General features: G+C 62.6%; 12 protein-coding genes. 9 read left to right on the top strand and 3 right to left on the bottom strand.

Translation table 11 applies throughout. From position 1 onward, the window contains the following. Window positions 1-45: 45 nt before the first annotated feature. Window positions 46-777 (bottom strand): class I SAM-dependent methyltransferase, encoded by a 732-nt coding sequence (locus IYY11_RS17595; RefSeq protein WP_196405049.1) that lies wholly within the window; start codon window positions 775-777, stop codon window positions 46-48. 109 nt (window positions 778-886) lie between these two features. Here IYY11_RS17595 and IYY11_RS17600 point away from each other — a divergent pair, with 109 nt between their 5' ends. The 3 genes from IYY11_RS17600 (at window position 887) to IYY11_RS17610 (ending at window position 3,264) form a co-directional block, all read left to right on the top strand. Next, window positions 887-2,191, top strand: coding sequence for a glutamate-5-semialdehyde dehydrogenase (locus IYY11_RS17600; RefSeq protein ID WP_196405379.1), 1,305 nt, complete (start codon window positions 887-889; stop codon window positions 2,189-2,191). Window positions 2,192-2,320: 129 nt separating this feature from the next. Further along, window positions 2,321-2,614 carry a HigA family addiction module antitoxin gene (locus IYY11_RS17605; protein WP_409455266.1) on the top strand — a complete coding sequence of 98 codons (294 nt, stop codon included), beginning with the start codon at window positions 2,321-2,323 and terminating at the stop codon, window positions 2,612-2,614. A 17-nt stretch (window positions 2,615-2,631) separates the two neighbouring features. Beyond that, on the top strand, window positions 2,632-3,264 hold the full coding sequence (locus tag IYY11_RS17610) for a nicotinate-nucleotide adenylyltransferase (RefSeq protein WP_246720065.1): 633 nt from the start codon (window positions 2,632-2,634) through the stop codon (window positions 3,262-3,264). Window positions 3,265-3,335: 71 nt separating this feature from the next. Here IYY11_RS17610 and IYY11_RS17615 read toward each other — a convergent pair whose 3' ends face one another. Together IYY11_RS17615 and rimO are read right to left on the bottom strand one after the other, a co-directional pair. Then, window positions 3,336-3,656, bottom strand: coding sequence for a hypothetical protein (locus IYY11_RS17615; RefSeq protein ID WP_196405051.1), 321 nt, complete (start codon window positions 3,654-3,656; stop codon window positions 3,336-3,338). Window positions 3,657-3,701: 45 nt separating this feature from the next. Then, a complete protein-coding gene (rimO, locus tag IYY11_RS17620; protein WP_196405052.1) occupies window positions 3,702-5,051 on the bottom strand; it encodes a 30S ribosomal protein S12 methylthiotransferase RimO in 1,350 nt (449 codons plus the stop codon). A gap of 352 nt (window positions 5,052-5,403) precedes the next feature. Here rimO and IYY11_RS17625 point away from each other — a divergent pair, with 352 nt between their 5' ends. The 6 genes from IYY11_RS17625 (at window position 5,404) to tam (ending at window position 11,203) form a co-directional block, all read left to right on the top strand. Next, the gene (locus tag IYY11_RS17625) at window positions 5,404-6,387 is read left to right on the top strand and encodes a 3-oxoacyl-ACP synthase III family protein (RefSeq protein ID WP_196405053.1); all 984 of its coding nucleotides are present in this window, start codon (window positions 5,404-5,406) and stop codon (window positions 6,385-6,387) included. A 133-nt stretch (window positions 6,388-6,520) separates the two neighbouring features. Beyond that, entirely contained in the window at window positions 6,521-7,558 is a 1,038-nt protein-coding gene (locus IYY11_RS17630; RefSeq protein WP_196405054.1) for a sulfate ABC transporter substrate-binding protein, read from the top strand. Further along, window positions 7,555-8,418 carry a sulfate ABC transporter permease subunit CysT gene (gene cysT / locus IYY11_RS17635; RefSeq protein ID WP_196405055.1) on the top strand — a complete coding sequence of 288 codons (864 nt, stop codon included), beginning with the start codon at window positions 7,555-7,557 and terminating at the stop codon, window positions 8,416-8,418. The genes IYY11_RS17630 and cysT overlap by 4 nt, the downstream gene beginning before the upstream one ends. Beyond that, complete coding sequence (cysW, locus tag IYY11_RS17640) at window positions 8,411-9,301, top strand: sulfate ABC transporter permease subunit CysW (RefSeq protein ID WP_196405056.1); 891 nt, start codon at window positions 8,411-8,413, stop codon at window positions 9,299-9,301. Before cysT ends, cysW begins: the two co-directional genes overlap by 8 nt. Next, window positions 9,264-10,394 carry a sulfate/molybdate ABC transporter ATP-binding protein gene (locus IYY11_RS17645; protein WP_196405057.1) on the top strand — a complete coding sequence of 377 codons (1,131 nt, stop codon included), beginning with the start codon at window positions 9,264-9,266 and terminating at the stop codon, window positions 10,392-10,394. Before cysW ends, IYY11_RS17645 begins: the two co-directional genes overlap by 38 nt. Next, a complete protein-coding gene (gene tam, locus IYY11_RS17650) occupies window positions 10,391-11,203 on the top strand; it encodes a trans-aconitate 2-methyltransferase (RefSeq protein WP_196405058.1) in 813 nt (270 codons plus the stop codon). The genes IYY11_RS17645 and tam overlap by 4 nt, the downstream gene beginning before the upstream one ends. The last annotated feature ends 409 nt before the right edge of the window (window positions 11,204-11,612 follow it).

The following is an 11,612-nucleotide window of genomic DNA, read 5'->3' on the forward strand; positions in this document are numbered from 1 at the left end:
GGAGAGGGTTGCGCGCCCCGTCTTGAAAGAGAAGCGCGCGTCGCCTCACCCGCCCGGCTTCGCCGCCGTCACCAGCGTGTCCACGCCATCGCGAAATTCGACGGTGACCGGCGCGAAGCCCGCGGCGCGCAACTGCTCGAGCGCCGGCTCGAAATACATGATGTGCAGTGAGGATTCGTCGCTCAGGAGGTGCACGATCCAGTCTTCGAGCAGATCGAGTCGGTTCATCTTCGTGAAAATCTTGAACCAACCCCGCACCACGGCTTGGGTATCGGCAAGATGCGCCGCTGGGTCGTCCATCGCGTAGCGGTCGCCGTTGATGAAAATTCCGCCCGGCTTCAGGACGCGGAAAATCTCCGAGATTGCCTCCTTACGATAGTCGTCAGGGAAGTTATGGATCGCGTAATTCGAAATGACGACATCCTTGCGCGCATCGGGCAGCGCGCGGAGCGCCGTCAGCGCATCGGCTTCGATAAATTCGACGCGGCCCACCAGGGCGTAATCGGCGAGATTGGTTCGCGCCTGATCGAGCATTTCGCCGGCGCTGTCGATCGCGGTGAGCTTCAGGTCGTCCCGCGCCGAGAGCGCCGCCAGCGTGCTGATCCCCGTTCCGCAGCCGATCTCGAAGCCTTCGATCGGCCCGGCGTCGGAACGCCATTGCGCGATTCGATCGCCGATCTTTTTGGCGAGCGTGGCGGCGTTTGGACACATCAGCCGCAGCACGTCATATTCGGCCGCAATGGGCCCGGTGAATGGATTCTCTTGAAGCGCGGACATGCGGCTTTTTTTCATATCGCGACAGGCCTCGCAAGGCCGGCTTTTCTTGAGGGCGCTTTTCTTGCCGGGGCCGCCATGTTAGCGAAACTCCAGCATGTCCGAGAAAGCTATGACGCAGGCATTACGCAGCGCGCCGCAGGCAGGCGGCGTAGACGCGACGCTGAGCGACTCATTTATCGCGCTCGGGCGCGCCGCGCGCGCAGCGGCGCGGGCGGCGGCGCTCGCCTCCACCGACGCCAAGAACAAGGCGCTGCGCGCCGCGGCCGGTGAAATTCGCCGCCAGAGCAACGCCATACTCGCCGCCAATGCGCTCGACGTCGCTGACGCCACGGCGCGCGGAACGACGGCCTCTTTCCTCGATCGGCTGACGCTTGATCCCACCCAGGTCGAGGCGATCGCCCGTGGACTGGAGGAGATCGCCGATCTGCCGGACCCCGTCGGCCGCGTTCTGGCGAGTTTCGATCGCCCGAATGGCCTGAAGATCGAGCGCGTCTCGACGCCGCTTGGCGTCATCGGCGTGATCTATGAAAGCCGGCCCAATGTCACCGCCGACGCCGGCGGCCTGTGTCTGAAGGCCGGCAACGCCGCGATCCTGCGCGGCGGCTCCGAGAGCTTGCGCTCGTCGGCCGCCATTCACGCCTGCCTCGTCGCGGGGCTGACAGCCGCAGAGCTTCCCGAAGCGGCGATCTCGCTTGTCGCGACGGCGGATCGCGCCGCCGTTGGCGCGATGCTCGCGGGCCTCGACGGCAATATTGACGTGATCGTGCCGCGCGGCGGCAAGAGTCTTGTCGCCCGCGTGCAGCATGAGGCGCGCGTGCCGGTTTTCGCGCATCTTGAAGGCATCGTGCATGTCTTCGTGCATAGGGACGCCGATCTCGACATGGCGAGGCGCGTGCTGCTGAACGCCAAGATGCGGCGCACCGGCATCTGCGGCGCGGCGGAGACGCTGCTCGTCGACAGGGCCTGCGCCGCGACCCACCTTCAGCCGCTCGTCGCGACGCTGATCGATTCAGGCTGTGAAGTGCGCGGCGACGCAGCGACCCAAGCCGCCGACGCGCGGGTGAAGCCGGCGCGCGAAGACGACTGGCGCGCCGAATATCTCGACGCCATCATCGCGGCGCGCGTGGTCGATGGATTAGAGGGCGCGATCGACCACATCGAGACCTATGGCTCGCATCACACCGATTGCATCATCACGCGCGACGCTGGCGCCGCGGCGCGCTTCATGAATGAAGTCGACTCGGCGATCGTGCTGCACAACGCCTCGACGCAATTCGCCGACGGCGGCGAATTCGGTTTTGGCGCCGAGATCGGCATCGCCACGGGCCGCATGCATGCGCGCGGACCCGTCGGCGTCGAGCAGCTGACCTCGTTCAAATACCGCGTCTATGGCGACGGCCAGGTGCGGGGGTGAGTGGCGAAGCCAAATCTGAAGAGTGACTCTCCCGCGAGTGTGGGTCTTGAGGCGCTGAAAGGCGGCTCGGTCAGCATTTGATCAGAATTAATGACCAATGGCGCATTTGTTTTGTCTGGAGCGACTACCATGACTGAGCTGTTGCCCAACCCGACCCCGGGCGAAATTCTTGCCGAGGAATTTTTGAAGCCCATGGGACTGAGTCAGAATGCGCTCGCGCGCGCGATTCGCGTGCCGCCCCGTCGCATCAATGAGATCGTTCTCGGCAGGCGCGCGATCACCGCCGACACGGATTTGCGCCTGGCGCGATATTTCGGGGTTTCGGAAGGCTTCTTTCTTGGGCTGCAGGCGGACTATGACCTTATGGCCAGGCGCCGGCAGATCGGCTCCGAGCTCAGCGCGATTGAGCCGCGCGCCGCCTGAGAAGCTTGATCTAACCCATGCTTGCACCGCATATCGGCTCGATGGCTTCCGCCCCCGTCCGTCTCCCGCCTCACGCCCCCGGCATGCGCATCGGCCTCTTCGGTGGGTCGTTCGATCCGCCGCATGAAGGCCATGCGCTGGTCTCGCGCCTCGCGTTGACGCGTCTTCGGCTCGATCGGCTGTGGTGGATCGTCTCGCCCGGCAATCCGCTTAAGGACGCGCGCCAACTGCCGTCAATCGACGTGCGAATAGCGGCCGCAAAAAAAATTCTGCCCGATCCGCGGGTCGCCTTCACCGGATTCGAGGCTGAGATCGGCGCGCGCTACACATGCGACACGCTCGAATTTCTGCACGCGCATTGTCCGGGCGTGCGTTTCGTCTGGATCATGGGCGCGGATAATCTTTTGCAGTTTCATCGCTGGCGGCGATGGAAGGATATTGCGCAAAGCATGCCCATCGCCGTCATCGACCGGCCGGGCGCGACGCTCAAAGCCGCCAACGCCAAGGCGGCGGTCTATTTCAAGAGCGCGAGAGTTCCCGAGAGCGAGGCCGCTGTGCTCGCTGTGACGCCGCCGCCAGCGATCGTCTATTTGCACGGGCCAAGAATCGAGCGCTCTTCGACCGAGTTGCGCGCCGGAGCGCGTTCATAAACGCGCTCCGGTTTCTTGATTCGATGCATTTTCGGACGCGCCGGCTTCGCCTTCGGCGGAAAACGCTCCCGCTATTTGCGCTCGAAGAGCGGCAATATCCACCGCTTATAGGCCCAGAAGCTCAGAGGAATGCCGACGAAGATCGCGACCCACATCAGCGCCGAATTGTCCGTGCCGTGCTCGTAAAAACTGCCGCCCTCTGTGACCGACTGCGTATAGGGATTGCGCACGAAGAGCGTGATGGCGAATGAGCCGATGACGATCAGCGCGGTCGCGATGTAAAGGCTGCGCGGAATTTTGAACTGCGGCCCCAGCGGCTGCGCCGGCCTTTCGGGCATTGTCGGCGGGGTTTCCTGCGGCGGCGTGCCCTCGTCGTGGGGTTCTTCGGTCATGGGGTTTCTCTCCGATAATCGTCCTTGGCCCAATATAGGGCTGCTCTAGGTCGCCGCGCCATAGACGTCATAGGCCTCCGAGCGTTCAATTTTCGCCGTGATGATGTCGCCTGCGCGCAGCGGGCGCCGCGATGCGACAAAGGCTGCGCCGTCGATCTGCGGCGCGTCGGCCTTGGTGCGGCCCTTCGCGAGCGCGCCCGAGGGTCCGCCGCCCGGCTCGTCGATGATGACGGAAAGGCGCTTGCCGATCTTGCGCTTCATCAGCCGCGCGCTGATCGCGTGCTGTTTCTCCATGAAGCGCTTCCAGCGCGTCTCCTTCACGTCGTCGGGGACGGCAGGCAGGCCAAGCGCCTCGGCCGGCGCACCGGCGACAGGTTCATATTTGAAGGCGCCGGCGCGGTCGATCTCGGCCTCCTCCAGCCAATCGAGAAGATATTCGAAATCCGCGTCAGTCTCGCCGGGAAAGCCGACAATGAACGTCGATCGCAACGCGAGCTCCGGACACACGTCGCGCCATGCGAGAATGCGCGCCAGGGTCTTTTCATCATTTGCCGGGCGTTTCATGGCCTTCAGCACATTCGGCGCGGCATGCTGAAAAGGGATGTCGAGATAGGGAAGGATCTTCCCTTCCGCCATTAAGGCGATGACCTCGTCGACATGAGGATAGGGATAGACGTAATGCAGGCGCACCCAAAGGCCGAGATCGCCAAGTTCGCGCGCCAGATCGAGAAAGCGCGCGCGCACGCTACGGTCGCCCAACATGCTCTCGGCGTAGCGAATGTCGCGGCCGTAGGCGCTCGTGTCCTGTGAAATGACGAGCAGCTCCTTGACGCCGGCGCGCGCGAGCTTTTCCGCTTCGCGCAGCACATCGGCGGCCGGCCGCGAGACGAGGGGCCCGCGCAGATGCGGGATGATGCAGAAGGAGCAGCTGTTGTCGCAGCCTTCGGAGATTTTAAGATAGGCGTAATGTCGCGGCGTGAGCTTCACGCCCTGTTCGGGAAGAAGGTCGACAAAGGGGTCGTGGGCCGGCGCGGCGGCGCGATGCACCGCATCGACGACGCTCTCATATTGCTGTGGGCCGGTGATCGCCAGCACTTGCGGGAAGCGTTCGGCGATCGCTTCGGGCTCGGCGCCCATGCAGCCGGTGACGATCACCTTGCCGTTTTCGTTCAGCGCGGCGCCGATCGCTTCGAGCGACTCCGCCTTGGCGCTGTCGAGGAAGCCGCATGTGTTGACGATGACGACGTCGGCCCCGGCGTGGGTGCGAGTCAGCTCGTAGCCTTCGGCGCGCAGCCGCGTGATGATCCGTTCGCTATCGACGAGGGCCTTCGGACAGCCGAGCGAGACGAAGGAGACGCGCGGGGCGGCGCTCGGCGGCCTCTGTTGTTCCTGCATGGCGCCCCTTGCCACGCGGCGGCGGACTTTGCAATCGCGGGCTCGGCGTTACGCCGTCAGCGCGCCAATGAGAGCGAAGAGCGCGGCGGCGGCAAAGATGATAGCGTGGACCATAAACGCAACTCCGACGAGCACTGAATTGGTCTAGTTGCGCCCGCTTTAAGAAAGCGTTGACGGCCTCGTTTTGGGACAGTCTTTCGGCGCAGGCGCAAAAAAGCCAATAAGTCGGTGACGATGATGGCCCTCGCCGGAGTCAAAAAAGAAAAATTTGCGCTCGGCCTGAGCCGCTCTTAATGAATAGCGCCACGCTCACGAGCTTCAGCCACGCCGTCTCAGAAGGAAGCGCCACGTCTTGACGAATTCCATTGTTCTCGGAACCGGGTCTTATGCGCCCCAGCGCGTCATCTCCAATGCCGACCTCGAGAAAATCGTCAGGACGAACAATGAGTGGATCGTCAGCCGCACCGGCATCGAAGAGCGCCGAGTGGCCGCGGATCATGAGGCCACATCCGATCTGGCGGCGGCCGCCGGGCGCGAGGCGCTGCAGTTCGCTGGCGTAAAGCCAGACGACGTTGACATGATCATCGTGTGCACGGTGACAGGCGACACGCCGACGCCGTCCTGCGCGTCATTTGTTCAGGCGCAGCTCGGCGCGAGAAACGCCTTCGCCTTTGACGTCGGCGCCGCCTGCGCTGGTTCGCTTTACGGTCTTTCCATCGCCGACCAATTTATCAGAAGCGGCAAGGTCAAGCGCGCGCTGGTGATCGGCGCCGAGACCCTCAGTCGCTTCGTCGATTGGACAAATCGCGAGACCTGCGTGCTGTTTGGCGACGCCGCCGGCGCGATTTTGCTGGGCGCCAGCGAAGAGGAAGGGCGCGGCCTGCTCGCCGCCAGCCTGCGCACCGATGGCTCGATGACGGGCATTCTCGGCATCTATGGCGGCGGCAGTCGCCGCCCGCCATCAGCTGAAATGCTCGAAGACAAGGCCGGCAAAATCAAGATGCGTGGGCGCGAGGTCTATAAGGTGGCGACGCGGCTGTTGCCTGAAGTGGTCGGCGACACGCTCGAAGCCGCCGGTCTGACCGCAGCCGACGTCGATCACGTGATCGCCCACCAGGCCAATAAGCGCATCATCGAGTCGGCAATGCAGAATCTCGGCGTTCCGTTCGAGAAATGCTGGATCAACATTGACCGCTACGGCAATACGTCGAGCGCCTCGATGCCGATCACGCTCGATGAGGCGAATCGCGCCGGAAAGCTGAAAAAGGGCGACGTCATCGCGATGATGGCGATCGGCGCGGGAATGACCTGGGGCGGCGCAGTTCTGCGCTGGTAGGCGTTACCTTTCGCAGCCGTCCACACTCCAAGCTCCGCTGACGTCACGCAGGCTTGACCCGCGCTTTTTTCCTCCTTGCCCAATAAGTCTACTGATGCTAGTGATTTTATAGACTGTTGGAGAGGCGTCACCCATGAGCGAGAAATTGCAGAAAAGTCTGGGACTTGGAATTTTGGGGGGCTTGGTTGCCCTCACGGTGCTGGCGAGCGCGCATTCTCAAGCGGGCCAGACGTTCCTGAACGTCTCCTATGACCCGACGCGCGAACTCTATAAGGCGATCAACCCCGCTTTCGCGGCGGACTGGAAAGCCCGGACGGGCGAAACGATCGAAATTCAGGCGTCGCATGGCGGCTCCGGCGCGCAGGCGCGCGCGGTGATCGAGGGGCTGAACGCCGATGTCGTGACGCTGGCGCTCGCCGCCGACATTGACGCCATCGCCAGCAAGAGCGGCAAGATTCCGGTCGATTGGCAAAAGCGCCGACCGAATAACTCGTCGCCTTATACGTCGACGATCGTGTTTCTCGTCCGCAAGGGCAATCCGAAAGCCGTCAAGGATTGGGACGATCTGGCGAAGCCCGGCGTCGCCGTCATCACGCCCAACCCGAAGACGTCCGGGGGCGCGCGCTGGAATTATCTTGCGGCCTGGGGCTATGGGCTGAAGAAATTCGGCGGCGACGAAGCCAAGACCCAAGATTTCGTCAAGGCGATCTACAAGAACGCCCCGGTCATGGACACTGGCGCGCGAGGCTCGACGATCACTTTCGCCCAGCGCGGCATCGGCGACGTGCTCCTCGCATGGGAGAACGAAGCCTTCCTTGCGCTGAAGGAATTCGGCGCGGACAAGTTCGAGATCGTGACGCCGCCGCAGTCCATTCTGGCGGAGCCGCCGGTCGCCGTCGTCGACGCCAACGCCGACGCCAAAGGCAACAGGCAGCTCGCGGAAGCCTATCTCGACTTTCTCTATTCGCCGGCGGCGCAGGCGATCATCGCACGCAATTTCTATCGTCCCGTTCATCCCGAATATGCGGCGAAGGACGACGTAAAGAAATTCGCCAAGATCGAATTCATCACCGTCGATAAAAGTTTCGGCGGTTGGGCGGCGGCGCAAAAGAAGCATTTCGCCGACGGCGGCATTTTCGACGACATTCAGAAACAAGAGCTGACAAGGTGACCTCCCCGAGCCTTGTCGGCAAAAACGCTCGGCGCTTCACGGCGCCGAGCGTCATTCCAGGCTTCGGCCTGACGTTCGGCTATACGCTGATCTATCTCGGCCTGATCGTCCTCTTTCCGCTCGCCACGCTCATCTGGCAGTCATCGGGACTGGGATTTTCCGGCCTCTATGCGATCGCCTCGGAGCCGCGCGTCGCCGCGTCCCTGCGCACGACGTTCTTCATCTCCTTCGCGGCCGCGGTCGTCGATCTTTTCTTTGGCCTCATCGTCGCCTGGGTGCTCACAAGATACGATTTTCCCGGCCGTCGACTGCTCGACGCATTCGTCGATCTGCCGTTCGCGCTGCCGACCGCCGTCGCCGGCATTTCGCTTGCGGCGCTCTATTCACCCAATGGCTGGTTTGGCGCGCCGCTCGCTGACTACGACATCAAGGTCGCTTACACGCGCTGGGGCATTCTGGTCGCGCTCATCTTCATCGGACTGCCGTTCGTCGTGCGCACGGTGCAGCCGATTATTTCCGAACTCGAAGCGGAACTAGAGGAGGCCTCCGCCACTCTCGGCGCGGGCAGGCTGCAAACCGTCATCCGCGTGATGCTGCCGCCCCTGGCGCCGGCGCTGCTTACCGGCTTCGCGCTCGCCTTCGCCAGAGCCATTGGCGAATATGGCTCGGTGATCTTCATCGCCGGCAATATCGCTTACGTTTCCGAGATCGCGCCGCTGCTCATCGTCGTAAAGCTTGAGCAATATGACGTCCCGGGCGCGACCGGAATCGCGACGATCATGCTGGCGATCTCTTTCGCCGCGCTGCTTCTCATCAATCTGGTCCAGGCATGGAGCCGCAGGAGATTCGGCCATGTCTGAGATCGCGATCACGTCCAGCGGCCGCGGTCGCGGCGTCAAATTCCGGCCGGTCACGCACGACTCGTCGTTCGCGCGCTATACGCTTATTGCGACCGCGGTGCTGTTTCTCGCCATCTTCCTTTTTGCGCCGCTGGCGATCGTCTTCGTCGAAGCCTTCAGCAAAGGGATCGGACCTTTTCTGACCGCGTTCGGCGATCCCGACGCGCGCGCCGCGATCCGCCTGACGCTGCTCGTCGCGGCGATCAGCGTGCCGGCGAATCTTGTGTTCGGACTCGCGGCGTCCTGGTCGATCGCGAAATTTTCCTTTCCCGGCAAGAGCGTTCTCATCACGCTGATCGATCTTCCGTTCTCCGTCTCGCCGGTCGTCGCCGGCCTCGTCTATGTGCTGGTGTTCGGGGGCCAGGGCCTCTTCGGTCCTTGGCTCGCCGCTCACGGCGTGCAGATCATCTTTGCCGTGCCCGGCATCGTGCTGGCGACCATCTTCGTCACCTTTCCTTTCGTTGCGCGCGAACTCATTCCGCTGATGGAGGAGCAGGGCAAGATCGAAGAGGAAGCGGCGCTCACGCTCGGCGCCTCCGGCTTCAAGACTTTTCTGACCGTGACGCTGCCCAACATTAAATGGGGCCTGCTGTACGGCGTGCTGCTGTGTAACGCCCGCGCCATGGGAGAGTTCGGCGCCGTTTCGGTCGTATCGGGCCACATACGAGGCCTGACCAATACAATTCCGCTTCAGGTGGAGATACTCTACAATGAGTACAATAATGTCGCCGCTTTCGCGCTCGCGGTCCTTCTTGCAGGCTTGGCGCTTGTCACACTCGGGCTCAAGACGTTCCTCGAATGGCGCCATGCTGACGCGCTCTCCGGACGCGCTCGCCGCCACTGAGGGAAGTAAGCGCGGAACTTCCATTCGCATCGAGGGAGTCGAGCAGGATTTCGGCGCCTTTCCGGCCTTGCGTGACGTCAGCCTCGACATTCAGCCTGGCGAACTCGTCGCACTGCTTGGACCCTCGGGCTCCGGCAAGACGACGCTGCTGCGGGTGATCGCGGGCCTCAATTCTCCCGATCGCGGCCGCATCCTCTTCGACGGCGAGAACGCGACCAATCTGCCCGTGCAGGACCGCCATGTCGGCATGGTGTTTCAGAACTATGCGCTCTTCAAACATATGACCGTCGCCGACAATATCGCCTACGGTCTGAGAGTTCGTCCCAGACGCACGCGTCCCTCGCGGGCGGCGATCAAGGCGCGCGTCACGGAGCTTCTGCAGTTCGTGCAGCTTGACGGACTTGGCGGCCGCTTTCCGGCGCAGCTCTCCGGCGGCCAGCGTCAGCGCGTCGCGCTCGCGCGCGCGCTCGCCATCGAGCCGCGCGTGTTGCTTCTAGACGAACCGTTTGGCGCGCTTGACGCGCGCGTGCGCAAGGATTTGCGCCGCTGGCTGCGCGACATCCATAAGCAAACGGGATTGACGACGGTCTTCGTCACGCATGATCAGGATGAAGCGATGGAGCTTGCCGATCGCGTCGTCGTGCTCAATGAAGGCCGCATCGAACAGATAGGCACGCCTGAAGAACTTTACGATCGTCCGGCTTCGCCGTTCGTCATTTCGTTCGTTGGCGAAGCCGTCGCGTTGCCTGTCACCATCTCCGACGGCCATGTGACGTTCGGCGGCCGCGAATTGCACATCGACACCCACGGCTTGCGCAGCGGACCGGCGAGAGTCTTCTTCCGCCCGGCCGATATCGCCGTCGCAGCTGAAGGGAGCGGCGATCTTGAAGGTCGCGTCGAGAGCCTGCGACGCACGCCTGCCGGCGTTCGCGCCACGATCGCCATCGACGGCTACGATCAAACGCTCGAAATCGACTCGCCGCTCGACCGTTCGGCTTCGCTCGGCGGCCGCGTTCCGCTCTCGCTGGCGAAAGCCCGCATCTTTCCGGCGGACGAGAACGGCGACTATTTCAACGCCGGAGACGGGATTTGAGCCCCGCGCTTGCTGACGGGATCGATGAAAGACGCGCGACAAACGACTGGAATTCGGCGCTCTATCTGAAATTCGAAGCGGAGCGCACGCGCGCCGCCCGCGACCTGCTTGCGCACGTGCCTTACTGCGACACGCGAGCGGTTTATGACCTTGGATGCGGACCCGGAAACAGCACTCGGCTCCTCGCGATGAGCTTTCCCGACGCTGACATCATCGGAATCGACAAATCCGACAATATGCTATCGGTCGCTCGCGCGTGCACGCCGACGGCGACGTTTATCAAAGAGGACATCGCGCACTGGCGCCCGTCGGAGCCGGCCGATCTCATCTTCGCCAATGCGGCGCTGCATTTCCTTCCCGATCATCGCGGGTTGATGACAAGGCTTTTGAGTTATTTACGGCCCGGCGGACGTCTTGCGGTCCAGATGCCGAACAATACGCATGAGCTTTCGCACGCGGCGATGCGCATGGTCGCGGCGGATGGCCCCTGGGCGCCGCGTCTGCTGCCGATCGCCAAGTCGATCATGGTGCTCGGCCCGCTCGAGGAATATTACAATCTGCTCGCGCCGCTCTGCAGCACGATCGACATTTGGCAGACGGTCTATGTCCATCCGCTCGACGGCCCTGACGGCGTGGTCGAGTGGTTCGAAGGATCTGGCCTGCGTCCCTTCCTCGACTTGCTCGATGAACATGAGCGCGCAGAGTTTCTCACGCGCTACAGAGAGAGGCTCGCGCAGGCCTATCCGCGGCAACCGGACGGCAAAGTCCTTCTGCGGTATCCGCGCCTCTTCTTCGCCCTGCAGAAATAGGGCGGCGGATTAGGTCTCTGGTCGCTATAGCGGCGCCCAAACTTTCAAACTGTGACATTACCGCAACGCTTTCGCTCGATGTGCAGAGTGGTCTACTAAATCGATAGACAAAAAGCCAAGGTTTCGCTTTACTGCCTCTTGCGGCGTGGACGGAAAATGGTCGCAGAAGGGCAACCTCTGCGACCCAGAGAGAGAGCTGGAATGTCAAAGCGAAAATTAAACGGGCGGGCTGCATCGTTGCGTTTTCTGTGGCTATTTCACAACAGCGCAAGTCGAAAATCGAGTTGATTAAAACATGAGCTTAACAGATCGACCGTAACGGCATATCCGATATGTATACGGTTTACATATCGGTCCGTCGATCAAAGCGCCAACCGGAGTCCAGGTTAAGCGATACGGGACACAAGTC

This window comes from Methylocystis sp. H62 (assembly GCF_015709515.1).
GTDB lineage: Bacteria > Pseudomonadota > Alphaproteobacteria > Rhizobiales > Beijerinckiaceae > Methylocystis.

Excerpts from the sequence above, each read along its gene's own strand:
- IYY11_RS17595 (WP_196405049.1), bottom strand. The coding sequence starts at position 777 with ATGTCCGCGCTTCAAGAGAATCCATTCACCGGGCCCATTGCGGCCGAA.
- IYY11_RS17600 (WP_196405379.1), top strand. The coding sequence starts at position 887 with ATGACGCAGGCATTACGCAGCGCGCCGCAGGCAGGCGGCGTAGACGCG.
- IYY11_RS17605 (WP_409455266.1), top strand. The coding sequence starts at position 2,321 with ATGACTGAGCTGTTGCCCAACCCGACCCCGGGCGAAATTCTTGCCGAG.
- IYY11_RS17610 (WP_246720065.1), top strand. The coding sequence starts at position 2,632 with ATGCTTGCACCGCATATCGGCTCGATGGCTTCCGCCCCCGTCCGTCTC.
- IYY11_RS17615 (WP_196405051.1), bottom strand. The coding sequence starts at position 3,656 with ATGACCGAAGAACCCCACGACGAGGGCACGCCGCCGCAGGAAACCCCG.
- rimO (WP_196405052.1), bottom strand. The coding sequence starts at position 5,051 with ATGCAGGAACAACAGAGGCCGCCGAGCGCCGCCCCGCGCGTCTCCTTC.
- IYY11_RS17630 (WP_196405054.1), top strand. The coding sequence starts at position 6,521 with ATGAGCGAGAAATTGCAGAAAAGTCTGGGACTTGGAATTTTGGGGGGC.
- cysW (WP_196405056.1), top strand. The coding sequence starts at position 8,411 with ATGTCTGAGATCGCGATCACGTCCAGCGGCCGCGGTCGCGGCGTCAAA.
- IYY11_RS17645 (WP_196405057.1), top strand. The coding sequence starts at position 9,264 with ATGCTGACGCGCTCTCCGGACGCGCTCGCCGCCACTGAGGGAAGTAAG.